This is a genomic window from Acidovorax sp. 93, from assembly GCF_003633835.1.
Classification (GTDB): Bacteria; Pseudomonadota; Gammaproteobacteria; order Burkholderiales; family Burkholderiaceae_C; genus Acidovorax; species Acidovorax facilis.
Window position 1 is genome coordinate 1,725,718 of record NZ_RBIT01000001.1, and the last position, 21,971, is coordinate 1,747,688.

Consider the following 21,971-nt stretch of genomic DNA (forward strand, 5'->3'; position numbering starts at 1 on the left):
GGTTTACGCGTACAGCGGGTTGACCTTGTCGGCCTGGATGTTGTACTTGGCGATCGCCTCAGCCACCTTGGTGGCGGGCAGCATGCCGTCTTCGCTCAGCGCCTTGAGCGCAGCGACCACGATGTAGTGGCGGTTGATCTCGAAATGCTCGCGCAGCTTGCTGCGGAAGTCGCTGCGGCCAAAGCCGTCGGTGCCCAGCACCTTGTAGGTGCGGCCCTTGGGGATGAACGGACGAATCTGCTCGGCATAGGCCTTCATGTAGTCGGTGGATGCGACCACAGGGCCTTGCGATGCCGACAGCTGCTGGGTGACGAACGGCACTTTGGCTTCTTCGGTTGGGTGCAGCAGGCTCCAGCGCTCGGCGTTCTGGCCGTCGCGGGTCAGTTCGTTGAAGCTTGGGCAGCTCCACACCGAGGCGGCCACGCCCCAGTCCTTTTCAAGCAGTTCTTGCGCAAAGAACGATTCACGCAAGATGGTGCCGCTGCCCAGCAGTTGCACGGTGGGCGCATCCTTGGGCAGTGCGGGCGCCTGTTTGCACAGGTACATGCCCTTGATGATCTGCTCTTCGGTGCCGGGTTGCAGGCCGGGCATGGGGTAGTTTTCGTTCAGCAGCGTCAGGTAGTAGAAGACGTTTTCCTGGCGCTCGACCATTCGCTTCATGCCGTCGTGCATGATCACCGCGACTTCGTGCGCAAAGGTCGGGTCGTAGCTCACGCAGTTGGGGATGGTGTTGGCCAGGATGTGGCTGTGGCCGTCTTCGTGCTGCAGGCCTTCGCCGTTGAGCGTGGTGCGACCCGAGGTGCCGCCCAGCAGGAAGCCACGGGCTTGCATGTCACCCGCCGCCCAGGCCAGGTCGCCAATGCGCTGGAAGCCGAACATCGAGTAGTACACGTAGAACGGGATCATGATCCGATTGTTCGTGCTGTAGCTGGTGGCCGCCGCGATCCAGCTGCTCATGCCACCGGCTTCGTTGATGCCCTCTTGCAGGATTTGGCCCGCCTTGTCTTCCTTGTAGTACATGACCTGGTCTTTATCGACCGGGGTGTACTGCTGGCCTGCGGGGTTGTAGATGCCGATCTGGCGGAACAGGCCTTCCATGCCGAAGGTACGGGCTTCGTCCACCAGGATGGGCACCACGCGCGGGCCCAGGGCCTGGTCGCGCAGCAGCTGCGTGAGAAAGCGCACGTAGGCTTGCGTGGTGGAGATTTCGCGGCCTTCGGGCGTAGCCTCCAGGATGGCCTTGAAGGTGTCCAGCGCAGGCACGGTGAAGCTCTCGTCGGCCTTCACGCGGCGGTGTGGCAGGTAACCGCCCAAGGCCTTGCGGCGCTCGTGCAGGTACTTCATTTCCGGGGTGTCGTCGGCGGGCTTGTAGAAGGGCAGTTCGGCAAGCTGGCTGTCGGGGATCGGGATGTTGAAGCGATCACGGAAGGCCTTGATGTCTTCGTCGCTGAGCTTCTTGGTCTGGTGAACCGTGTTCTTGGCTTCGCCAATCTTGCCCATGCCAAAGCCCTTGACGGTCTTGACCAGCAGGACGGAAGGCTGCCCGCCATGGTTTTGGGCGGCATGGAATGCGGCATAGACCTTTTGCGAATCGTGGCCGCCGCGCTGCAGGTTCCAGATCTCGTCGTCGGTCATGTGCTCGACCATCTTCAGGGTGCGCGGGTCGCGCCCGAAGAAGTTCTTGCGCACGTAGGCACCGTCGTTGGCCTTCATGGCCTGGTAGTCGCCATCGTTGGTTTCCATCATGAGCTTGCGCAGCGCGCCATCATGGTCTTTGGCGAGCAACTCGTCCCAGCCCTTGCCCCAGATGAGCTTGATGACGTTCCAGCCCGCGCCGCGGAACTCGCCTTCGAGCTCTTGAATGATCTTGCCGTTGCCACGCACGGGGCCGTCCAGGCGCTGCAGGTTGCAGTTGATGACAAACACCAGGTTGTCGAGCTTCTCGCGCGCGGCCAGGCCAATGGCGCCCAGGGATTCGACCTCGTCCATTTCACCGTCGCCGCAGAACACCCAGACCTTGCGGTTTTCGGTATTGGCGATGCCGCGGGCGTGCAGGTACTTGAGGAAACGCGCCTGGTAGATGGCCATCAGCGGGCCCAGGCCCATCGACACCGTGGGGAACTGCCAGAACTCGGGCATGAGCTTGGGATGCGGGTAGCTCGACAGGCCCTTGCCGTCCACTTCCTGGCGGAAGTTGAGCAACTGCTCTTCGCTCAGGCGGCCTTCCAGGTAGGCGCGGGCATAAATACCGGGCGATACGTGGCCCTGGATGTAAAGCAGGTCACCGCCGTGATTTTCGCTCTCGGCGTGCCAGAAATGGTTGAAGCCCGCGCCAAACATGCTGGCCAGCGAGGCAAAGGAGCCGATGTGGCCGCCCAGATCGCCACCTTCGGGCGGGTGATGGCGGTTGGCCTTGACCACCATGGCCATGGCGTTCCAGCGCATGTAGGCGCGCAGGCGCTGTTCGATTTCAAGGTTGCCGGGGCTGCGTGCCTCCTGGCTGGGCTCTATGGTGTTCACGTAGCCGGTATTGGCCGAGAACGGCAGGTCCACGCTGTTCTGGCGGGCGTGTTCCAGCAATTGCTCCAACAGGTAGTGGGCGCGCTCGGCCCCCTCTTTGTCGATGACGGCGGACAGCGCATCCATCCACTCACGGGTTTCCTGTTGGTCGGTATCGGTGGCGGGCGCGTTGCCGTTTCCGGCCTGAGGGTCGGGCTGAGCTGACATGCTTTGTCTCCTGTAGGTGTGGCAGCAATTTAGTACGTTGGCTCTAGTTTCGCATATTTTTCTAAAATTTCAAATGGTGCCCATGCATTTCATATTGCAAGAAAATGCTGCAAACGCACATTGCACGTACCCCGGATTCCGGGCTGCTGCTCCCCTACACTTGAAGGATGGATTCCCTGCCCCCTCACCCCTCCCCCACAGCCATGGTCGTGGCAGCGCCTGCCCGCTGGTGGCGCAAGTGGTGGCGCGGGTTGTCGCCTACCCGGCAGGACCGGTTTGCGGCGCTGGCACCCTTGGCTGCCGTGCTGATGTTTCTGGCCGCCATCGTGGCGGCGTTCTGGTATTTGCGCGCCGAAGAGGCCGAGCGCGAACAAGAAGCCCTACGGCGTGACGTGGAATACGCGCAACAGCGTGTGCGCCTGCGGCTGCTGGAGCGGCAAGAACAGCTCATGCGCATTGCGCGTGACCTGTCCAACCAGGAGCTGGAACGCACAGAGTTTGTGAGCCGCGCCGAAAGCCTGATCAGCCAATACCCCGAACTGCAGGCGATCACCTGGATCGACGAGCGCCGCCGCATCCGCGCCAGCCATGCGGCCCCCACGCTGGCCAGCAGCGAGCTGCGCATTGCCGGCGAAGTGCTCAAACCCGGCGACACGGCCGACACCTTTGGCCTGGCCCGCGACCTGCAGCAGCCGGTGTATGCCCAGCCCGCCGCAACCTCGGGCGATTCGACCCCGCTGCTCCAGCTGCAAGTGCCCTTGAACAACCAGGGCAAGTTCAGCGGCGTGGTGCTGGGCGAATACTCCATCGACAGCCTGCTGCGCTACGGCACGCCGACCGAGGTGCTGGCGCGCTACGCCGTCACGCTGCTCGATGGCAAGAACCAGGTGCTGGCCGGAACCCCCCTGGGACCGCGCAACACGGCCACACAGCTCCTTCCTTGGTCACCCCGTGCCAACGAATACGAGGTCCCCGTCTCCCCGGTGGGCAACGGGCTGGTGCTCAAGGCACAGGCCTACCGCACCTCGCTGGGCGTGGTGGGCAGTGGGCTGTTCTGGCTGGTGGGCACGCTGAGCGCGATGACGGCCTGGATGCTGATCGCCACCTGGCGCCACACCCGCCGCCGCATGCAGGCCCAGCAGGCCCTGGTCGCAGAGACGAACTTCCGCCGCGCGATGGAGAACTCCATCCTGACGGGCATGCGTGCGCTGGACATGGAAGGCCGCATCACCTATGTGAACGCCGCCTTCTGCCAGATGACTGGCTGGAGCGAGGCCGAATTGGTGGGCCTGAAAGCACCCTTCCCCTATTGGCCCGACTCCGACCACGAAGCCTTGCACGCCAAGCTGCGCGACGAACTGTCCGGTAAAACGATCGTGGGCGGCTTCCAGGTGCGGGTACGGCGCAAAAGCGGCACGCTCTTCGATGCGCGACTGTATGTGTCGCCCCTGATCGATGCGCACGGCCAGCAGACGGGCTGGATGACGTCGATGACGGACATCACCGAGCCCAACCGCATCCGCGAACAGCTTTCCGCATCGCACGAGCGCTTCACCATCGTGCTGGAATCGCTGGACGCCTCGGTGTCGGTGGCCCCGCTGGGCAGCGAAGAACTGCTGTTCGCGAACAAGCTGTACCGCCAATGGTTCGGCTCGCAGACGGGCGGCCACCTGCAACTGGTGGCGCAGGCGGGCGTGGTGCCCGTGGCGGGCACAGAGCATACGGGCATGGACGACGAAGACGGACTCATGGGCCTGCCCACCGACCCACTCACCAGTGCCCGCACCGAGAACGCCGAAATCTACCTGCCCGACCTGGGAAAGTGGCTCGAAGTACGTTCGCGCTACCTCAACTGGGTGGACGGCCGACTGGCCCAGATGGTGATTGCCACCGACATCACCCCCCGCCGCCAGGCCGAGGAGCAGGCGGCGCGCCAGGCCGAGCGCGCCCAATCCGTCAGCCGCCTCATCACCATGGGCGAGATGGCCTCCAGCGTGGCGCACGAATTGAACCAGCCGCTCACGGCCATCAACAATTACTGCAGTGGCATGGTCTCGCGCATCCAGAGTGGCCAGCTGACCGAAGAAGCGCTGCTCACGGCACTGCAAAAGACCGCCCACCAGGCCCAGCGCGCGGGCCAGATCATCCAGCGCATCCGGGCCTTTGTGAAGAAGAGCGAGCCCAACCGCACCCTGGCCGACGTGCATTCGATGGTCAACGAAGCCGTGGAGCTGGCCGACATCGAGCTGCGCCGACACAACGTGCGCCTGACGCACTATGTGGCCGCCCGCCTGCCGCCCGTGATGGTGGACACCATCCTGATCGAGCAGGTGCTGGTCAACCTGATGAAGAACGGCGCCGAAGCCATCCAGCACGCCAACCGTCCACCGGCGGGTCGCAGCGTGGAACTGCGCGTGGTGCCCAAACACGTCGAAGACCGCGAAGTGGTGGAATTTTCGGTGCAGGACACCGGCAAGGGCCTGGCCCCCGAAGTGCTGGAGCGCCTCTTCGAAGCCTTCTTCTCCACCAAGGAAGAAGGCATGGGCATGGGCCTCAATCTGTGCCGCAGCATCGTCGAGTCGCACCAGGGCAGGATGCTTGCGGAGAACCTCTACAATGGATCCGAGGTCACGGGCTGCAAGTTCTCCTTCTGGCTGCCGCTTGCCAAGCCTGCTGATGCCACTACAAATTCTGTAGCAAACATTCAAAAACCAAGGACAATTGCATGAGCTTGATTCCGAAAAAAGGCACTGTCTACGTTGTGGACGACGACGAGGCAGTTCGCGATTCCCTGCAGTGGCTGCTGGAAGGCAAGGACTACCGGGTGCGTTGCTTTGATTCGGCCGAGACCTTTCTCTCACGCTACGACCCCCGCGAAGTCGCCTGCCTGATTGTGGACATCCGCATGGGCGGCATGACGGGCCTGGAGCTTCAGGATCGACTGATCGAGCGCAAGTCCCCCCTGCCCATCGTGTTCATTACAGGCCACGGCGATGTGCCCATGGCCGTGAACACCATGAAGAAAGGCGCGCTGGATTTCATCCAGAAGCCTTTTGACGAAGAAGAACTGGTCGGACTCGTCGAGCGCATGCTCGACCACGCCCGCGAAGCCTTCGCCGGCTACCAGCAGGCCGCCAGCCGCGATGCCCTGCTGTCCAAGCTGACCAGCCGCGAAGCCCAGGTGCTCGAACGCATCGTGGCCGGTCGCCTGAACAAGCAGATTGCCGACGACCTGGGCATCAGCATCAAGACGGTGGAGGCGCACCGTGCCAACATCATGGAGAAGCTCAACGCCAACACCGTGGCCGACCTGCTCAAGATCGCCCTCGGCCAAAACGCCCCCAAGGGTTGATACTCACATTTTGATAGCTTCTCGCGCTTGCTGATAAAGCGCTAGAGACCAATTTGACTCATATTCTCTGACATGACAGCCCAACTCATCGACGGCAACGCCCTTTCCCGCCAACTGCGCGCCGACGTGGCGCAACGCGCCGCCTCCCTGAAAACCCGTGGCGTCACCCCCGGGCTGGCCGTTGTCTTGGTGGGCGACAACCCTGCCAGCCAGGTGTATGTGCGTAACAAGGTCAAGGCTTGCGAAGACAGCGGCTTGTACTCCGTCCTCGAAAAGTACGAGGCCGACATGACCGAAGCCGCGTTACTGGCCCGTGTGGAGGCCCTCAACAACGATCCGGCCATTCACGGCATCCTGGTGCAGTTGCCCCTGCCCAAACACATTGATGCGCAGAAGGTGATCGAAGCCATCTCGCCCGCCAAGGATGTGGACGGCTTTCACATCGCCAGCGCCGGGGCCCTGATGACCGGCATGCCCGGCTTCTGGCCATGCACACCCTATGGCTGCATGAAGATGCTGGAAAGCATCGGCTACGACCTCAAGGGCAAACACGCCGTGGTCATCGGCCGCAGCAACATCGTGGGCAAACCCATGGCGCTGATGCTGCTCGGCCAGAACGCCACCGTCACCATTTGCCACAGTGCCACCCAGGACCTCAAGGCTCAAACCCTGCAGGCCGATGTGATCGTGGCCGCAGTCGGCAAACGCAATGTGCTGACCGCCGACATGGTCAAGCCTGGCGCGGTGGTGATTGACGTGGGCATGAATCGCAATGACGAAGGCAAACTCTGCGGCGACGTGGACTTTGACTGTGTCAAGGAAGTGGCCGGCTGGATCACCCCCGTGCCTGGCGGGGTCGGGCCCATGACCATTACCATGCTGCTGGTGAATACCATCGAAGCCGCTGAGCGCACTGCAGGGCACTGACCTGGGTCAGTGCTGTCGATGTCGGCGGCTTTGCAACTTGAACCTGCGCCATATGGCGCCATCTGATTTCGCATGAGCAACGCCCTTCTCGACTTCTCGGACCTCCCCCATTTCGACCGCATCACACCGCAGGACGTGGCGCCTGCCGTGGATGTTCTGCTGGAGCGTGCCAATGCCGCGCTGGAGATCGTCACCGCACCCGACTTTCCAGCCCGCTGGGATGCGATTGCGAAAGTGCTGGATGTGGCCACCGAACGGCTGGGCACCGCCTGGGGCAGCATCAGCCACCTCAACAGCGTGGCCGACACCCCTGAACTGCGCGCTGCCTACAACGCCGCCTTGCCCAAGGTCACCGAGTTCTGGACGCGCCTGGGTGCCGATGAACGCCTGTACGCCAAGTACAAGGCCATCGACCCCGCTACCCTGACTGCAGAGCAGCGGCAGGCACACCTGAACGCAGTGCGCAACTTTGTGTTGAGTGGCGCGGAGCTGACCGGTGCCGCCAAGGAGCGTTTTGCGCAGATCCAGGAACGCCAGGCCGAGCTGAGCCAGAAGTTCAGCGAAAACGCCCTCGATGCCACGGACGCCTACGCTTACTACGCCACGGCCGAAGAACTGGAAGGCATTCCAGACGATGTCCAACAGGCCGCGCTGGCCGCAGCACAGGCAGACGGCAAGGAAGGCTACAAGCTCACCTTGAAGATGCCCTGCTACCTGCCGGTCATGCAGTTTGCCGCGCGCAGCGACCTGCGCGAGAAGCTCTACCGCGCCTATGTGACCCGTGCCTCCGACCAGGCTGAGGGCGATGCACGCAAATTCGACAACACAGCGCTGATCAGCGAAATCCTGGCACTGCGCCGCGAAGAGGCCCAACTGCTGGGCTACGCCAATTTTGGGGAAGTGTCCGTGGTGCCCAAGATGGCCCAATCACCGGCGCAGGTGATCACCTTCCTGCGTGATCTGGCCCGACGCGCCCGCCCTTACGCCGAGAAGGACATCGCCGACCTGCGCGCGTTTGCCGCCGAACACCTGGGCCTGGCCAATCCGCAGGCCTGGGACTGGCCCTACATTTCCGAAAAGCTCAAGGAAGCACGCTACGCCTTCAGCGAGCAGGAGGTCAAGAAGTACTTCACGGCGCCCAAGGTGCTGGCAGGCCTGTTCAAGATCATCGAAACCCTGTTCGAAGTGTCCATCAGGCGCGACACGGCCGCCGTCTGGCACCCAGCCGTTGAGTTCTACCGCATTGAGCGCACGCACCCGGAGGGCGCCCATAAGGGCACCCAGGTGGTGGGCCAGTTCTACCTCGACCAACCTGCACGCACCGGCAAACGCGGCGGCGCATGGATGGACGATGTGCGCACACGCTGGCTGCGCCCCGACACGGGCGTGCTGCAAACCCCGGTGGCGCACCTGGTGTGCAACTTCGCCAGCGGCGTGGACGGCAAGCCACCGCTGCTCACTCACGACGACGTGATCACCCTCTTCCACGAGTTCGGCCACGGCTTGCACCACATGCTCACCCAGGTGAACGAGCGCGACGTCTCGGGCATTGGCGGCGTGGAGTGGGACGCGGTGGAGCTGCCCAGCCAGTTCATGGAGAACTTCTGCTGGGAATGGGATGTGCTCAAGCACATGACGGCCCATGTGGACACGGGCGAGCCCCTGCCCCGCGCGCTGTTCGACAAGATGATTGCCGCCAAGAACTACCAGAGCGGCATGCAGACGCTGCGACAGATTGAGTTCTCGCTGTTCGACATGCTGCTGCACACCGAACACGACCCGGCCCAGGACATCATGCCCCTGCTGGACCAGGTGCGCCGCGAAGTGGCCGTGCTGCAGCCCCCGGCATTCAGCCGCACGGCACACACCTTCAGCCATATCTTTGCGGGCGGGTATGCCGCTGGCTACTACAGCTACAAATGGGCCGAGGTACTGAGCGCAGACGCCTATGCAGCCTTCGAGGAAACCGCTGGAAGCGACGGTCTGCCGAGTATAGAAACGGGTCGCCGCTACCGCCAGGCCATCCTGGAAGCCGGTGGCAGCCGCCCTGCGATGGAATCGTTCAAGGCCTTCCGGGGCCGTGAGCCCAGCCTGGAAGCCCTGCTGCGCCACCAGGGCATGGCGGAAGAATCGACTGCCTGAGCGAACCGAACCCACGGCCTGAAATGCACACGTTGCACCCAGGCCTGACGACAAAGAAGGAGCAAGGAGAATGAACATGCACAAGCCACTGACCGCCCCCCTGTTGGCGACTTTGCTGATGACACTGGCCTGCGCCAGCGTGCAAGCACAAGGCGTCTACCGCATCGTCGGCCCGGATGGCAAAGTGACGTTTTCGGACCGACCTCCCGCCGACGCCAATGCCAACGCGCAGCCCGCCCGCACGGCCAACGAGGCGCCCGCTATTGCCAACGGCGCGCTGCCCTACGAGCTGCGCCAGGTTGCCAACCGCTTTCCGGTCACTCTCTACACCGGCAACGACTGCCCGCCCTGCACCTCTGCGCGCAACCTGCTCACGTCACGGGGTGTCCCGTTCACCGAGCGCACCGTGTCCAGCAACGAAGACATAGCGGCGTTTCAAAGGTTGAGTGGCGGTACCGGCCTGCCCTTCGGCACCATCGGCGGCCAGCAGCTCGCAGGCTTTTCCGAAGGGGAATGGGTACAGTATCTGGACGCTGCGGGTTACCCGAAACAATCAGCACTGCCCCGAAACTACCGCCAGCCAGCGCCCACGCCATTGGTGGCCGTCAAGGCGGCAGAACCTGCAGCAGCGGCCTCGGCCCCAGCGCCCGCAGCACCGTCCAGGGCGCGCCCGCCCGCACCTGTCAATGATGGGCCATCACCCAGCAATCCCGCAGGTATCCGGTTCTGATCTCGGAGTGCGGGAACGCGCGGCCAAAACAAAGGGGCCTATTCAGGCCCCTTTTTCTTTGCCGGAAAAACTGCTCAGGAGTTCATGCTCAGTAGGTGAGCGTTTTCACACCCTGTGCGGTGCCCAACAGGCAGACAGACGCCTTCTGGTGGGCAAAAACCCCCACCGTCACCACCCCCGGCCACTGGTTGATGTCGGATTCAAACGCCAACGGGTCCGCGATCGAGAGCCCACGGACATCCAGGATGTGTTGACCGTTGTCGGTCACCAGGGGTTGCCCATCCCGCATCCGCAGCTGCGCCTGCCCCCCCATCGCCGCAAAACGCCGTGCAATGTGGTTGGCAGCCATGGGGATCACCTCGACCGGCAAGGGAAACTGCCCCAGCGCCTGGACCAGCTTGGATTCATCGGCAATACACACAAAACGCGTGGCCAGTGCCGCGACGATCTTCTCGCGCGTCAGCGCAGCGCCACCGCCCTTGACCATATGGCCTTTGCCATCGATCTCGTCGGCACCGTCGATGTAGACCGCAAGCGAAGCCACTTCGTTGGCATCAAACACTGGAATACCGAGCGCCTTGAGCCGCTCCGTGCTGGCCACCGAGCTGGAGACAGCACCCTTGATCTGGTCCTTGATGGTAGCCAGTGCGTCAATGAACTTGTTGACGGTGGAGCCGGTGCCTACGCCCACAATCTCGCCAGGCACCACATATTGCAGTGCGGCTTGGCCTACCAGGGTCTTGAGTTCGTCTTGGGTTAGGGAAGGAGTGGTCGTCATGGGAGAAAATCAGGGGTAATCCTTGAATTATCCCTCCATGTCCCTGATCCCCTACGCCCTCACCCGCCCCTTTCTCTTTGGCATGGATGCCGAGACCGCCCACGAACTCACCATGGACATGCTGGCACGCGGGCAGCGCACTCCGCTGCAGTGGGCCTGGTGCAACGAAACCGTGGACGACCCCGTGGAACTGGCAGGCCTGACTTTTCCCAACCGCGTGGGTATGGCGGCAGGCCTGGACAAGAACGCCCGCTGCATCGACGCGCTGGGTGCCATGGGCTTCGGCTTTGTCGAAGTGGGCACGGTGACGCCCAAGGCGCAGCCCGGCAACCCCAAGCCGCGCATGTTCCGCCTGCCCGAAGCCCGGGCGCTGATCAACCGCCTGGGCTTCAACAACGAGGGCCTGGACGCCTTCCTGCACAACGTGCAGCAGGCGCAATTTCGCACCCAAAGCCGCAAACATCCCCTTCTGCTGGGCCTCAACATCGGAAAGAACGCCACCACCCCCATCGAGAATGCCACCAGCGACTACCTGACCTGCCTGGAGGGCGTCTACGCCCACGCTGACTACGTCACAGTCAACATCAGCTCACCCAACACCCAGAACCTGCGCGCTCTGCAAAGCGACGCTGCCCTGGACGCCCTGCTGGGTGCCATCGCCGAGCGGCGTGAGGCCCTGGCCACACAGCATGGCCGCCGCGTGCCGGTGTTTGTGAAGATTGCCCCCGACCTCGACGAAGCCCAGGTGTCCGTGATCGCCGCCACACTGCAGCGCCACGGGATGGACGGCGTGATCGCGACCAATACCACCATCAGCCGCACTGCCGTGCAAGGCCTGCGCCATGCAGGAGAGACCGGCGGCCTGAGCGGAGCGCCGGTTTTGGAGGCCAGCAACCAGGTCATCCGCCAGTTGCGGGCCGCACTGGGCAGCCGCTTTCCCATCATTGGTGTGGGCGGCATCATGAGCGCAGAGGATGCCGTCAGCAAAGTCCGCGCGGGCGCCGACGTGGTGCAGATCTATACCGGACTGATCTACGAAGGCCCCGCTTTGGTGGTGAAGGCCGCAAAGGCCATCAAAGCCATGGGTTGAGTCCAGGTCGCCCCGCTGAGCCGGAAACACAAAGAGCCGCTGTGATCAGCGGCTCTTTGTGTTTGCGAGAGGCAGGCCGCCTTGCGCAGGTGCGTGCAGCACCGGCCTAGCGCCGCAGCCGCATCAACATGGGCAGCAGCACACCCGTCCAACGAATCAGGCGGCGCGGCCCTGCCACCAAGGCAACCCCTGCCATGGCCGCAACAGCCAGGGGATGCTCCCGCGCAAACCCTGCGGCGCGAAGCGCCAGGGATTCGTCCATGCCGCCTGCCCCAGGGTCACGCTGCGCCAAGGCCAGCGACTGGGCCCGCGCAGCCCTGCGAGCGCGAAGACGTTCGCGTTGCAGGGCAATGCGGTCCAGCACCCGCTGCTGGGCAGCCGTCGGCGGGGGAAACACAGGCTGTGACATGGGGGATGGAGATGAAGGGGTCGTCGCCATTACAAACGCTCCTTGATGTCACGCCAGTCCTGTGCGAGTTCGCGGCGCGTGAGGGCGAAGCCATTGCCCGCCTTCTGAACCACGGAAACCAGCGACATCAGCGTCGCGGCCCATCCCACAGTCCACACGGCCGCGACCAACCAGGCCACCAGCGTGCGATGGGGGGTATCCCAGAAATGAACCAGCACCGCCAACGAAAGCATGATCAGGGCCACCACGGTGAGCCCTGCCACCACGATGGTCAACACCAGCATCTGCTGCAGGCGTTGTTTCTGATCCTGCCATTCCAGACGGGCGAGGTCCATCCGGTCTTCGGCCGCAATGGCGCCTTCGATCACATTGGCGCGCCACCGGGCCACCAGCGACTCCAGCCCCAGAAGAGAAAGCCAGTTCATGCGCAGCCCCCGTGTTGTGCAACCGAGCCCTGACGGCCCGGATCAGCGGCGTGCAAGCAGGAAGCCCACCAGAGCGCCCACCGCCAGTGCGGCCCCGGCCACGCGCCATGGCTCATCATGCGCATAGCGGTCGGCCGCAAGTGCCGCTTCTTTGGCCTGGCGGGCGGCATCTTGCGCCGCACGCACGGCAGACTCGCGCACGTTGTGCATGCCATCGTCAAGACGCTGGCGCAGCAGCTTGATTTCCGGAACCGCGTCGAGATCTTTGTTGGCCAGTAGCCCCCGCAGATCAGAAACCAGCTTTTCCAGTTCGCCCTGGGTCGTGGTGGTGTCGGAAGCAGTCATACAAGCCTTTCTTTAAGCAACAAAAAAATCAGTCAGCCCTGTCGGCACAGCCGTGCAGAACACCAGTTCATCTTAGTCATCCACTCTGTTCCCCTTCGTAGGACGGGGTCTCAAGAGGTTACCGATTGCAAATGGCTTGCCCCAGATCAAACGAGTGCGGCCACATGTTCTGCAATCGCCAGAGAACTTGTCAACCCCGGGGACTCAATGCCAAACAGGTTCACGAGACCGGGGATGCCATGGACTGACGGCCCCTGGATCACAAAGTCCGCTGCCGGCTCATCCGGCCCATGGATCTTGGGTCGCATGCCCGCATAGCCGGGTGCCAGCGCCCCGTCGCGCAGCGCGGGCCAGTACTTGCGGACCTCGGCGTAAAACGCATATCCGCGTGCGGGGTCTACCAACAGGTCATCTCGCGAATCCACCCACTGCACGTCGGGGCCGAACTTGGCCTGCCCACCCAGGTCTAGTGTCAGGTGCACGCCCAGGCCTGCGGCCTCGGGCACAGGGTAGATCAAGCGGCTGAAGGGTGCCTTGCCAGACAGCGTGAAATAGCTGCCTTTGGCATAGCGGGCATGGGGCACATGATCCACCCCCAGCCCTGCGAATCGGCGGGCCAGCGCGGGGGCGTGCAGCCCTGCTGCATTGACCACCGTGCGCGCTCGCAAGCGCGTACCGTCGAATGCTTCCAAATTTATAGCATCTTGCGCACATTCCGCAAGCGCCAGGGGCGAATTCAGTGCAACAAGTCCCCCCGCATGCTCCAAATCGCCCTGCAGCGCGAGCATCAGGGCATGGCTGTCCACAATGCCGGTACTGGGCGAAAACAAAGCGGCAACACATTCCAGCGCAGGTTCCATGGCCTGGGCTTCATGGCGACCCAGCCAGCGCAGATCCAGCACGCCGTTGGCTTGCGCCCGCGCCTGGATGGACTCAAGACTTGACAACTGGCCCGTCGAGGTTGCCACCAGGAGTTTGCCGCAGCGGCGGTGAGGCACATTGCGCTCAATGCAGTAGGCATACAGCATGTCTCGGCCTCGCACGCACAGCTTGGCCTTCAACGAATCGGTAGGGTAGTAGATCCCGGCATGGATCACCTCGCTGTTGCGCGAGCTGATACCCGTTCCGATGGCATCGACAGACTCCAGCACCATCACTTCGCGGCCCTGCAGGGCCAGCGCCCGCGCGACGGCAAGGCCCACGACACCCGCACCAACCACCACACAATCAACAGCATCCGCCATCACTCAGCCCTCCAATAGGCACCGCATCCTCAAACCTGCTCGAATCCGTCGAGCACATTGACGGCGTTGGTGCCCAGTTCTGCAGCCGCATAGCCACCTTCCAGCACAAAGACGGTGGGCAGGCCCGCCCGTGCAAGGCGCTCACCCACCCGGGTGAAATCGGCGGACGCCAGCGCAAACTTCGAGATGGGATCGCCTTCAAAGGTATCGAGCCCGAGGGAGACCACCAGGGCGTCGGCCCCCTGGCTGGCAATACGCGCACAGGCGCTTTCCAGCGCATCGAACCAGGTCGTCGCACTGGTGCCTGCAGGCAGCGGCAGGTTCAGATTGAATCCCGCGCCCTCGCCCACCCCGGTTTCGTCCGCATGGCCCAGATAAAACGGGTACTCGGTGCGGGGATCGCCATGGATGCTGATGAACAGCACATCGGCCCGATCGTAGAAGATGCTTTGTGTGCCGTTGCCATGGTGGTAGTCCACATCAAGCAACGCCACACGCTGTGCACCCTGGTTGCGCAGCACCTGTGCGGCCACGGCAGCATTGTTGAGAAAACAATAGCCGCCCATGAAGTCGGGGCCGGCATGGTGGCCGGGCGGCCGTGTGCAGCAAAACGCCACGCGGGCCCCTTGCGCCACAAGGGTCGCAGCGCTGGCGGCAGCATCGGCCCCCGCCTTGGCTGCAGCCCAGGTACCCGACGCCATGGGGGTGCCGTTGTCCATGGAGTACAGGCCCAGGCGTGCCACAAAGTTCTCAGGCTCCAGATCACTGCGCAAGGTACGCACGGGCCAGACCGACGGGAATGGCTGCACTCCAGCGTTGGCAGGATCGAGGGCCAGCCAATGCTGCCAAGCGGTCTGCAAAAAGGCCAAATAGCGTGGCGCGTGCACCTGAGACAACACGGGGGCGCTATCCACATCCGGGGCCATCAGGCCATGGCCGCGCGCCCGCAGCGCCTCTTCGACATAGTTCACGCGTGCAGGCTTCTCAAAACACGGCACGCGTTCGCCGCGAAAAAATTCATGGACGGGGGCGTGACCCTGGTGAAACGGATTGTGGAAGGTGATCATGGGTCAGGGCGTATCGATAGCGGCAAAGAGGCCAGAGGACAGCGAGTGCGGTCCCAGGAAATGCAACCGCCGTGGAATCAAGTCCGACACTTTAGCCTCTCTGCGGCGTGCAGCAGGCGAAACAGCCGCCTATGCAAACGCCCATGAAAAAACCCCTGCAGACCAAAATCTGCAGGGGTTTTTAAATTGGTGGGTGATACATGGATCGAACATGTGACCCCTGCCGTGTGAAGGCAGTGCTCTACCGCTGAGCTAATCACCCGACGTAGGCACCCTGAAACAGAGTGCATTCGCAAGAAGTCAAAAAGCGTGGTGGGTGATACATGGATCGAACATGTGACCCCTGCCGTGTGAAGGCAGTGCTCTACCGCTGAGCTAATCACCCGTGTCTCTGTGACAGCCCTCTATTATGGCACAGCTTTTCAGGCCCCCTGAACAGTTCTCCAAATTGTTTTGCCACCACTGGCCTTGTCGATCTGCGCCAGCAGCTCCGCGTGGGCCACCTGTTCCTGCTCACTGGCACGCAGGATGGGCAAGTTCAATCCGCGCAGGTCGATGGCTGCGATCTTCAGGCCATCGCCACTGTCCTGCGCATCGTCGGAAATCAGCAGGGCATCCTGGCCGCGCGTGAGATTGATGTACACATCGGCCAGCAGCTCGGCATCCAGCAAGGCGCCATGCAGCGTGCGGCCCGAGTTGTCCACACCCAGGCGGTCGCACAGAGCGTCGAGCGAATTGCGCTTGCCCGGGTACATCTCCTTGGCCATGGCCAGCGTGTCGGTCACGCTCTCCACATAGGTGCGAAACGCGGGACGCCCCAACAGTTCCAGCTCCTTGTTCAGAAAGCCCACATCGAATGCGGCGTTGTGGATGATGATCTCGGCGCCTTGCAGGTACTGCAGGATGTCATCCACCACCTCGGCGAACTTGGGCTTGTCCTTCAAAAACTCATTGCTGATGCCGTGCACCTTCAGCGCGTCTTCGTGGCTGTCGCGGCCCGGGTTGAAATACAGGTGCAGGTTGTTGCCGGTCAGCTTGCGGTTGAGCAGCTCCACACAACCCAGTTCAATGATGCGGTCACCACCTTCGGCCGAAAGGCCGGTCGTCTCAGTGTCCAAAACAATTTGCCGGGACATCAGTGGTTTTCCTTCGCGTGGTTGATCGTGTACTTGGGAATTTCCACGGTCACATCGGTTTGCGCAAGGATGGCCTGGCACGACAGGCGCGATTGTGGCTCCAGGCCCCAGGCGCGGTCCAGCAGGTCTTCTTCCTCTTCCTCGGCCTGGTTGAGCGAGCTCAGCCCCTGGCGCACGATGACGTGGCAGGTGGTGCAGGCGCAGCTCATGTCACAGGCGTGCTCGATATTGATGTGGTTGTCCAGCAGCGCTTCGCAGATCGAGGTGCCAGCAGGCGCCGTGATTTCAGTGCCTGCGGGGCAGTATTCGGGATGGGGGAGGATTTTGATGACGGGCATGGGGTGTCTTTTTCTTGTTCAGAGGGATGCGCCGGGCACGCTCAGAGGCTCGCGACGTTCTTGCCAGCCAATGCCTGCTGGATGCCGCGATTCATGCGCTGGGCCGCAAAACCTTCGGTGCCTTTGGCCAGTGCATCGGTCGCGGCTTCGATGACAGCGGCATCATCGGCATCGCGCTGGTGGCGCAGGGCCACCATCAAGGCATCGATGGCGGCGCGCTCCTTGGGGCTGAGCACATCGCCATCCGCATCCAACGCACTCTGGGTGGCGATCAGCATACGGTCGGCATCCACGCGCGCCTCGACCACGGCGCGAGCCTTCATGTCCTGCGCGGCAGTGGCAAACCCGTCCTGCAGCATGCGCGCAATCTGGTCATCGGAGAGACCATATGACGGCTTCACATCAATGCGCGCTTCCACACCGCTACCCTGCTCCTTCGCACTCACACTCAAAAGTCCATCGGCGTCGACGGTAAAGGTCACACGGATGCGAGCAGCCCCTGCGGCCATGGGCGGGATGCCACGCAGCTCAAAACGCGCGAGGCTGCGGCAGTCTTGCACCAGGTCGCGTTCGCCCTGCACCACATGGATCGCCAAGGCGGTCTGACCATCCTTGTACGTGGTGAAGTCCTGCGCCTTGGCGGTGGGAATGGTCTCGTTACGCGCCACGATGCGTTCCACCAGCCCGCCCATGGTTTCGATGCCCAGCGACAGCGGAATCACATCAAGCAGCAGCAGATCACCTGAGGTGTTGTTGCCCGCCAGCTGATTGGCCTGGATGGCGGCGCCCAAGGCTACGACTTCATCGGGATTGAGGTTGGTCAGCGGCGGCTTGCCGAAGAACTCCTCAACGGCGCGCTGCACTTGCGGCATGCGGGTGGAGCCACCCACCATCACCACGCCTTGCACCTCGTCCCGTGCCAGATGGGCATCACGCAGCGCACGGCGCACTGCGGCCATGGAGCGTGCCGTCAAGTCGGCTGTGATCGCTTCAAAGTCCGACCGTTTGACGTCAAATCGGGCCTCAGCGCTTGATAGTAAAGCGCTGAATGCTGCCAAATCAGTAGCAGTCAAGGCCTCCTTGCAGGCGCGTGCAGCCATGCGCACGGCGGATTTGTCGGCTGCAGTGGTCGCCCGCAGCCCTAGCTGTTGCAGGACCCAGTCAGCCAGCGCGGCATCGTAGTCATCCCCCCCAAAGCCGAGTCACCCCCCGTGGAAATGACTTCAAACACGCCCTGCGTCAGGCGCAAGATCGAGATGTCAAAGGTGCCTCCGCCCAGGTCGTATACGGCATAGACCCCCTCGCTGGCGTTGTCCAGGCCATAGGCAATCGCGGCAGCGGTGGGCTCGTTGATAAGGCGCAGCAGGTTAATACCGGCAAGCTTGGCCGCATCCTTGGTGGCTTGGCGCTGCGCGTCGTCAAAGTAGGCCGGCACGGTGATGACGGCGCCATAGAGATCGTCGTTGAAGGTGTCTTCGGCTCGGTAGCGCAGCGTGGCCAGGATCTCAGCGCTGACCTCAACGGGCGACTTGTTGCCATCCACCGTAGCGAGACTGACCATACCGCCCTCGTCACTATCGGCAGCAACCACGAAGTCGTAGGGCAACTTGCCCGCTTCCGCCACGTCTTTCAGGCCACGCCCCATGAAGCGCTTGGCCGAGGCGATGGTGTTGCGCGCATCCTGGGCCTGCGCCGCCACGGCGTCATATCCGATCTGGCGACCACCGTTTTCGAGGTAGCGCACAACGGAGGGCAGCAGCACCCTACCCTGCGCGTCGGGCAGGCACTCTGCCACGCCATTGCGCACGGCGGCAACCAACGAATGGGTCGTGCCCAGGTCAATGCCCACGGCAATGCGCCGCTGGTGTGGGTCGGGAGATTGGCCAGGTTCGGAAATCTGCAAAAGCGCCATGAAATTTCGGGTCTCAACGTGGTGGAGCCTACCGTCAGATCAGCAAACGATAGAGGCCCCAAGGGGAAGGCAAAACCGCTCTATTGTCCCAGTTGCTCTCGGCGTCGTTCAATGTCGTCGGCAAATCGCGCAATGAACATGAGGGCTCTGACCTGGCGGGCCGCGCCCGCGTAGTCCTGCTGCTGGTCGATGAGTTGCTTGCACTGCGCCAGCGCGGCGCTGCGGGCCTGCGCGACAGCGTCGTCCAAGGTGTCGAGTTCGCTCTCTGCGCGGGCATCTCCCAAAGCCTCGCGCCACTCCATCTGCTGCATCAAAAACGCAGTGGGCATGGCCGTGTTGTCCTCGGCATTGATGGGGGCTGCGTGCAGTTCGCACAGGTAGGCCGCACGGCGCATTGGATCTTTCAGGCGTTGGTAAGCCTCGTTGATGCGCACGGACCACTGCATGGCCACGCGTTGCGCCGCCGCACCCTGCGCCGCGAATTTGTCGGGGTGGGCTTCGCGCTGCAGTTCCTTCCAGCGCGCATCGATGGCGCTGCGCTCCTGGGCAAAGCGGCGCGCAAGGCCAAACAATTCAAAGTCGTCAGATTGCAGGTTCATGCGCTAGTAGGCTGAATGCGGAAATCCAAGAAAAAACCGCCAGCACGCGACGCGATGGCGGTTCGACGGCGCGAAAGCAGTTGGTGATCAAACGCGGAAACTCTCCCCACAACCGCAGCGGTCACGCTCGTTGGGGTTGTTGAACTTGAAGCCTTCATTGAGACCCTCGCGCACAAAGTCCAGCTCGGTGCCGTCGATGTAGGCCAGGCTCTTGGGGTCAATCAGCACTTTGACACCGTGGTTCTCGAACACGATGTCCTCAGGCTCGCTGTCGTCCACATATTCGAGCTTGTAGGCAAGCCCGGAGCAGCCGGTCGTCTTGACTCCCAGGCGCACTCCCAGACCCTTGCCTCGGCGGGACAAGTAGCGGTTGACGTGCCGTGCAGCGGCTTCTGTCAGCGTAATGGCCATGTCTCTCGATCTATTTATCTGTCAAATCAGGCAGCGGCAGTTGCAGTGGCTGCGTGCTTGGTCTTGTAGTCGAGCACAGCAGCCTTGATGGCATCTTCAGCCAGGATGGAGCAATGGATCTTGACGGGCGGCAGGGCCAGCTCTTCAGCGATCTCGCTGTTCTTGAGGGCTGCCGCTTCGTCCAGCGTCTTGCCCTTGACCCATTCAGTCACCAGCGAAGACGAGGCGATCGCCGAGCCACAGCCGTAGGTCTTGAAGCGCGCGTCTTCAATCACGCCGGTCTCGGGGTTCACCTTGATCTGCAGCTTCATCACGTCGCCGCAGGCGGGCGCGCCCACCATACCGGTGCCCACCGAATCGTCGCCCTTGTCGAACGAACCCACATTGCGGGGGTTTTCGTAATGGTCAACCACTTTTTCTGAGTAAGCCATGATGTGTACCTCTTCAATTCTTCCAAAATCTTCAGTAAATCAGTGCGCAGCCCACTGGATGGTGCTGATGTCGATGCCGTCCTTGTACATCTCCCACAGTGGGCTCAATTCGCGCAGGCGGGCCACGTTCTCGCGGATGGTGGAGATGGCGTAGTCGATCTCTTCTTCGGTCGTGAAACGGCCGATGGTCATGCGCAGGCTACTGTGTGCCAGCTCGTCGCTGCGGCCCAGGGCGCGCAACACGTAGCTGGGCTCCAGACTGGCGGATGTGCAGGCAGAACCCGACGACACCGCCAGGCCCTTGATGCCCATGATGAGCGATTCGCCTTCGACGAAGTTGAAGCTCATGTTCAGGTTCTGCGGCACGCGGCGCTCCATGCTGCCGTTGATGAACACCTGTTCAATGTCCTTCAAGCCATCGAGCAAGCGCTGCTGCAAGGCATGGGCCTTGGCATTGCTCTCGGCCATTTCTTCTTTGGCGATGCGAAAGGCTTCACCCATGCCCACGATCTGGTGCGTGGGCAAGGTGCCCGAACGCATGCCACGCTCGTGACCACCGCCGTGCATCTGCGCTTCCAGCCGAACACGAGGCTTGCGGCGCACATACAGCGCGCCAACGCCCTTGGGTCCGTAGGTCTTGTGTGCGGTCATGCTCATCAGGTCGATGGGCAGCACGTTCATGTCGATCTCGACCCGGCCTGTGGCCTGGGCGGCATCCACGTGCAGCAGGATGCCCTTTTCACGGCACAGCGCGCCGATAGCAGGGATGTCCTGGATCACGCCGATTTCGTTGTTCACGAACAGGATGCTGATCAGTACCGTATCGGGGCGGATGGCGGCCTTCAGGGCATCCATGTTGACCAGACCGTCTTCCTGCACATCCAGATAAGTGGCTTCAAAACCCTGGCGCTCCAGCTCACGCATGGTGTCCAGCACGGCCTTGTGCTCGGTCTTGAGCGTAATGAGGTGCTTGCCCTTGCCTTTGTAGAAGTGCGCTGCACCCTTCAAGGCCAGGTTGATGGATTCGGTAGCGCCGCTGGTCCACACGATTTCACGCGGGTCCGCACCGATCAAGTCTGCCACCTGCACCCGCGCCTTTTCAACCGCTTCCTCAGCCTCCCAGCCCCAGGCATGACTGCGCGACGCCGGGTTGCCGAAGTGTTCACGCAACCAGGGAATCATGGTATCGACCACACGGGGGTCCACGGGGGTGGTGGCGCCGTAGTCGAGATAGATGGGGAAGTGCGGGGTCATGTCCATGGCTGGCTCAGTAGTGGTTGCTGGCTGGCAAACGCAATAAGAAACAAAAACTGGTTCAAAAACTGTTCAGGGCGGTGCCGACCCCAGGGTCGGCACAAGCCCTTGGGCTATCAGGATTTGGCGAAAACGTTGCCCAGCGCGAACACGGAGTTCGGAGCATTCACGCGGATCGGCTTGACCACCGGGGTCGTCGAAATGGCACGGCGTACCACCGGCTTGTCTTCGATCTGCACGCCCTTGGCAATCTGTTCGTCCACCAGCTTTTGCAGAGTGACGGAATCCAGAAACTCGACCATGCGTTGGTTGAGCGATGCCCACAGCTCATGCGTCATGCAGCGGCCAGCTTCGCCCAGGCAGTTTTCCTTGCCACCGCACTGCGTGGCGTCAATGGGCTCGTCCACCGAGACAATGATGTCGGCCACGGTGATGTCGCCCGCCTTGCGGGCCAGGGTATAGCCGCCACCGGGGCCACGGGTCGATTCGACCAGTTCATGGCGGCGAAGCTTGCCGAAAAGCTGCTCCAGGTACGACAGCGAGATCTGCTGGCGCTGGCTGATGGCCGCGAGGGTGACTGGGCCATTGTTCTGGCGCAGGGCCAGATCAATCATGGCGGTGACCGCAAAACGGCCTTTGGTTGTGAGACGCATC

General features: G+C 62.5%; 20 protein-coding genes, 2 tRNA genes and 1 pseudogene. 6 read left to right on the forward strand and 17 right to left on the reverse strand.

What is annotated here, in order from left to right; genetic code table 11:
• Window positions 1–3: 3 nt before the first annotated feature.
• Window positions 4–2,727, reverse strand: coding sequence for a pyruvate dehydrogenase (acetyl-transferring), homodimeric type (gene aceE, locus C8C93_RS07805; RefSeq protein ID WP_121506474.1), 2,724 nt, complete (start codon window positions 2,725–2,727; stop codon window positions 4–6).
• A 167-nt stretch (window positions 2,728–2,894) separates the two neighbouring features.
• Here aceE and C8C93_RS07810 point away from each other — a divergent pair, with 167 nt between their 5' ends.
• The 5 genes from C8C93_RS07810 (at window position 2,895) to C8C93_RS07830 (ending at window position 9,878) form a co-directional block, all read left to right on the forward strand.
• Window positions 2,895–5,456 carry a PAS domain S-box protein gene (locus C8C93_RS07810; protein ID WP_121506475.1) on the forward strand — a complete coding sequence of 854 codons (2,562 nt, stop codon included), beginning with the start codon at window positions 2,895–2,897 and terminating at the stop codon, window positions 5,454–5,456.
• Window positions 5,453–6,079: a response regulator transcription factor gene (locus C8C93_RS07815; protein WP_007848524.1), complete on the forward strand. Its 627-nt coding sequence runs from the start codon at window positions 5,453–5,455 to the stop codon at window positions 6,077–6,079. The genes C8C93_RS07810 and C8C93_RS07815 overlap by 4 nt, the downstream gene beginning before the upstream one ends.
• Window positions 6,080–6,151: 72 nt before the next feature.
• A complete protein-coding gene (gene folD, locus C8C93_RS07820; RefSeq protein ID WP_121506476.1) occupies window positions 6,152–7,006 on the forward strand; it encodes a bifunctional methylenetetrahydrofolate dehydrogenase/methenyltetrahydrofolate cyclohydrolase FolD in 855 nt (284 codons plus the stop codon).
• A gap of 72 nt (window positions 7,007–7,078) precedes the next feature.
• On the forward strand, window positions 7,079–9,148 hold the full coding sequence (locus C8C93_RS07825) for a M3 family metallopeptidase (protein ID WP_121506477.1): 2,070 nt from the start codon (window positions 7,079–7,081) through the stop codon (window positions 9,146–9,148).
• A 76-nt stretch (window positions 9,149–9,224) separates the two neighbouring features.
• The gene (locus tag C8C93_RS07830) at window positions 9,225–9,878 is read left to right on the forward strand and encodes a DUF4124 domain-containing protein (protein ID WP_370108469.1); all 654 of its coding nucleotides are present in this window, start codon (window positions 9,225–9,227) and stop codon (window positions 9,876–9,878) included.
• An 88-nt stretch (window positions 9,879–9,966) separates the two neighbouring features.
• On the opposite strand, the gene rpiA is transcribed toward C8C93_RS07830, so the two are convergent.
• On the reverse strand, window positions 9,967–10,656 hold the full coding sequence (gene rpiA, locus C8C93_RS07835) for a ribose-5-phosphate isomerase RpiA (RefSeq protein ID WP_121506478.1): 690 nt from the start codon (window positions 10,654–10,656) through the stop codon (window positions 9,967–9,969).
• A 37-nt stretch (window positions 10,657–10,693) separates the two neighbouring features.
• Here rpiA and C8C93_RS07840 point away from each other — a divergent pair, with 37 nt between their 5' ends.
• Window positions 10,694–11,746 carry a quinone-dependent dihydroorotate dehydrogenase gene (locus tag C8C93_RS07840; protein ID WP_121506479.1) on the forward strand — a complete coding sequence of 351 codons (1,053 nt, stop codon included), beginning with the start codon at window positions 10,694–10,696 and terminating at the stop codon, window positions 11,744–11,746.
• Between the two features lie 106 nt (window positions 11,747–11,852).
• Here the strand turns inward: C8C93_RS07840 and C8C93_RS07845 are convergent, their stop codons facing one another.
• The 15 genes and pseudogenes from C8C93_RS07845 to iscR form a co-directional block, all read right to left on the reverse strand.
• Entirely contained in the window at window positions 11,853–12,185 is a 333-nt protein-coding gene (locus tag C8C93_RS07845) for a hypothetical protein (RefSeq protein ID WP_121506480.1), read from the reverse strand.
• Window positions 12,185–12,580 (reverse strand): phage holin family protein, encoded by a 396-nt coding sequence (locus C8C93_RS07850; protein WP_055395878.1) that lies wholly within the window; start codon window positions 12,578–12,580, stop codon window positions 12,185–12,187. Before C8C93_RS07850 ends, C8C93_RS07845 begins: the two co-directional genes overlap by 1 nt.
• A 42-nt stretch (window positions 12,581–12,622) precedes the next feature.
• Complete coding sequence (locus C8C93_RS07855; protein WP_008904788.1) at window positions 12,623–12,925, reverse strand: DUF883 family protein; 303 nt, start codon at window positions 12,923–12,925, stop codon at window positions 12,623–12,625.
• A gap of 146 nt (window positions 12,926–13,071) precedes the next feature.
• Complete coding sequence (locus C8C93_RS07860) at window positions 13,072–14,169, reverse strand: NAD(P)/FAD-dependent oxidoreductase (protein ID WP_121506481.1); 1,098 nt, start codon at window positions 14,167–14,169, stop codon at window positions 13,072–13,074.
• Window positions 14,170–14,198: 29 nt separating this feature from the next.
• Entirely contained in the window at window positions 14,199–15,236 is a 1,038-nt protein-coding gene (locus tag C8C93_RS07865; protein WP_121420100.1) for a histone deacetylase family protein, read from the reverse strand.
• Window positions 15,237–15,423: 187 nt separating this feature from the next.
• Window positions 15,424–15,498 (reverse strand) — tRNA-Val (locus tag C8C93_RS07870).
• Window positions 15,499–15,546: 48 nt separating this feature from the next.
• Window positions 15,547–15,621 (reverse strand) — tRNA-Val (locus tag C8C93_RS07875).
• A gap of 37 nt (window positions 15,622–15,658) precedes the next feature.
• Window positions 15,659–16,372, reverse strand: coding sequence for a DNA polymerase III subunit epsilon (gene dnaQ / locus C8C93_RS07880; protein ID WP_121506482.1), 714 nt, complete (start codon window positions 16,370–16,372; stop codon window positions 15,659–15,661).
• Window positions 16,372–16,710 carry an ISC system 2Fe-2S type ferredoxin gene (gene fdx / locus C8C93_RS07885; protein WP_055395870.1) on the reverse strand — a complete coding sequence of 113 codons (339 nt, stop codon included), beginning with the start codon at window positions 16,708–16,710 and terminating at the stop codon, window positions 16,372–16,374. The genes dnaQ and fdx overlap by 1 nt, the downstream gene beginning before the upstream one ends.
• 41 nt (window positions 16,711–16,751) lie before the next feature.
• Window positions 16,752–18,622: pseudogene (gene hscA / locus C8C93_RS07890) on the reverse strand (Fe-S protein assembly chaperone HscA).
• Window positions 18,623–18,702: 80 nt separating this feature from the next.
• Window positions 18,703–19,221: a Fe-S protein assembly co-chaperone HscB gene (hscB, locus tag C8C93_RS07895; RefSeq protein WP_121506483.1), complete on the reverse strand. Its 519-nt coding sequence runs from the start codon at window positions 19,219–19,221 to the stop codon at window positions 18,703–18,705.
• Between the two features lie 87 nt (window positions 19,222–19,308).
• Window positions 19,309–19,632 carry an iron-sulfur cluster assembly protein IscA gene (gene iscA / locus C8C93_RS07900; RefSeq protein ID WP_008904781.1) on the reverse strand — a complete coding sequence of 108 codons (324 nt, stop codon included), beginning with the start codon at window positions 19,630–19,632 and terminating at the stop codon, window positions 19,309–19,311.
• A gap of 26 nt (window positions 19,633–19,658) precedes the next feature.
• Window positions 19,659–20,063 carry a Fe-S cluster assembly scaffold IscU gene (gene iscU / locus C8C93_RS07905; RefSeq protein WP_121420096.1) on the reverse strand — a complete coding sequence of 135 codons (405 nt, stop codon included), beginning with the start codon at window positions 20,061–20,063 and terminating at the stop codon, window positions 19,659–19,661.
• 39 nt (window positions 20,064–20,102) lie between these two features.
• On the reverse strand, window positions 20,103–21,323 hold the full coding sequence (locus C8C93_RS07910) for an IscS subfamily cysteine desulfurase (protein ID WP_055395862.1): 1,221 nt from the start codon (window positions 21,321–21,323) through the stop codon (window positions 20,103–20,105).
• A 110-nt stretch (window positions 21,324–21,433) separates the two neighbouring features.
• Window positions 21,434–21,970, reverse strand: coding sequence for a Fe-S cluster assembly transcriptional regulator IscR (gene iscR / locus C8C93_RS07915; protein WP_008904778.1), 537 nt, complete (start codon window positions 21,968–21,970; stop codon window positions 21,434–21,436).
• Window position 21,971: the final 1 nt, after the last annotated feature.

Excerpts from the sequence above, each read along its gene's own strand:
- aceE (WP_121506474.1), bottom strand. The coding sequence starts at position 2,727 with ATGTCAGCTCAGCCCGACCCTCAGGCCGGAAACGGCAACGCGCCCGCC.
- C8C93_RS07810 (WP_121506475.1), top strand. The coding sequence starts at position 2,895 with ATGGATTCCCTGCCCCCTCACCCCTCCCCCACAGCCATGGTCGTGGCA.
- C8C93_RS07815 (WP_007848524.1), top strand. The coding sequence starts at position 5,453 with ATGAGCTTGATTCCGAAAAAAGGCACTGTCTACGTTGTGGACGACGAC.
- folD (WP_121506476.1), top strand. The coding sequence starts at position 6,152 with ATGACAGCCCAACTCATCGACGGCAACGCCCTTTCCCGCCAACTGCGC.
- C8C93_RS07825 (WP_121506477.1), top strand. The coding sequence starts at position 7,079 with ATGAGCAACGCCCTTCTCGACTTCTCGGACCTCCCCCATTTCGACCGC.
- C8C93_RS07830 (WP_370108469.1), top strand. The coding sequence starts at position 9,225 with ATGCACAAGCCACTGACCGCCCCCCTGTTGGCGACTTTGCTGATGACA.
- rpiA (WP_121506478.1), bottom strand. The coding sequence starts at position 10,656 with ATGACGACCACTCCTTCCCTAACCCAAGACGAACTCAAGACCCTGGTA.
- C8C93_RS07840 (WP_121506479.1), top strand. The coding sequence starts at position 10,694 with ATGTCCCTGATCCCCTACGCCCTCACCCGCCCCTTTCTCTTTGGCATG.
- C8C93_RS07845 (WP_121506480.1), bottom strand. The coding sequence starts at position 12,185 with ATGGCGACGACCCCTTCATCTCCATCCCCCATGTCACAGCCTGTGTTT.
- C8C93_RS07850 (WP_055395878.1), bottom strand. The coding sequence starts at position 12,580 with ATGAACTGGCTTTCTCTTCTGGGGCTGGAGTCGCTGGTGGCCCGGTGG.
- C8C93_RS07855 (WP_008904788.1), bottom strand. The coding sequence starts at position 12,925 with ATGACTGCTTCCGACACCACCACGACCCAGGGCGAACTGGAAAAGCTG.
- C8C93_RS07860 (WP_121506481.1), bottom strand. The coding sequence starts at position 14,169 with ATGGCGGATGCTGTTGATTGTGTGGTGGTTGGTGCGGGTGTCGTGGGC.
- C8C93_RS07865 (WP_121420100.1), bottom strand. The coding sequence starts at position 15,236 with ATGATCACCTTCCACAATCCGTTTCACCAGGGTCACGCCCCCGTCCAT.
- dnaQ (WP_121506482.1), bottom strand. The coding sequence starts at position 16,372 with ATGTCCCGGCAAATTGTTTTGGACACTGAGACGACCGGCCTTTCGGCC.
- fdx (WP_055395870.1), bottom strand. The coding sequence starts at position 16,710 with ATGCCCGTCATCAAAATCCTCCCCCATCCCGAATACTGCCCCGCAGGC.
- hscB (WP_121506483.1), bottom strand. The coding sequence starts at position 19,221 with ATGAACCTGCAATCTGACGACTTTGAATTGTTTGGCCTTGCGCGCCGC.
- iscA (WP_008904781.1), bottom strand. The coding sequence starts at position 19,632 with ATGGCCATTACGCTGACAGAAGCCGCTGCACGGCACGTCAACCGCTAC.
- iscU (WP_121420096.1), bottom strand. The coding sequence starts at position 20,063 with ATGGCTTACTCAGAAAAAGTGGTTGACCATTACGAAAACCCCCGCAAT.
- C8C93_RS07910 (WP_055395862.1), bottom strand. The coding sequence starts at position 21,323 with ATGGACATGACCCCGCACTTCCCCATCTATCTCGACTACGGCGCCACC.
- iscR (WP_008904778.1), bottom strand. The coding sequence starts at position 21,970 with ATGCGTCTCACAACCAAAGGCCGTTTTGCGGTCACCGCCATGATTGAT.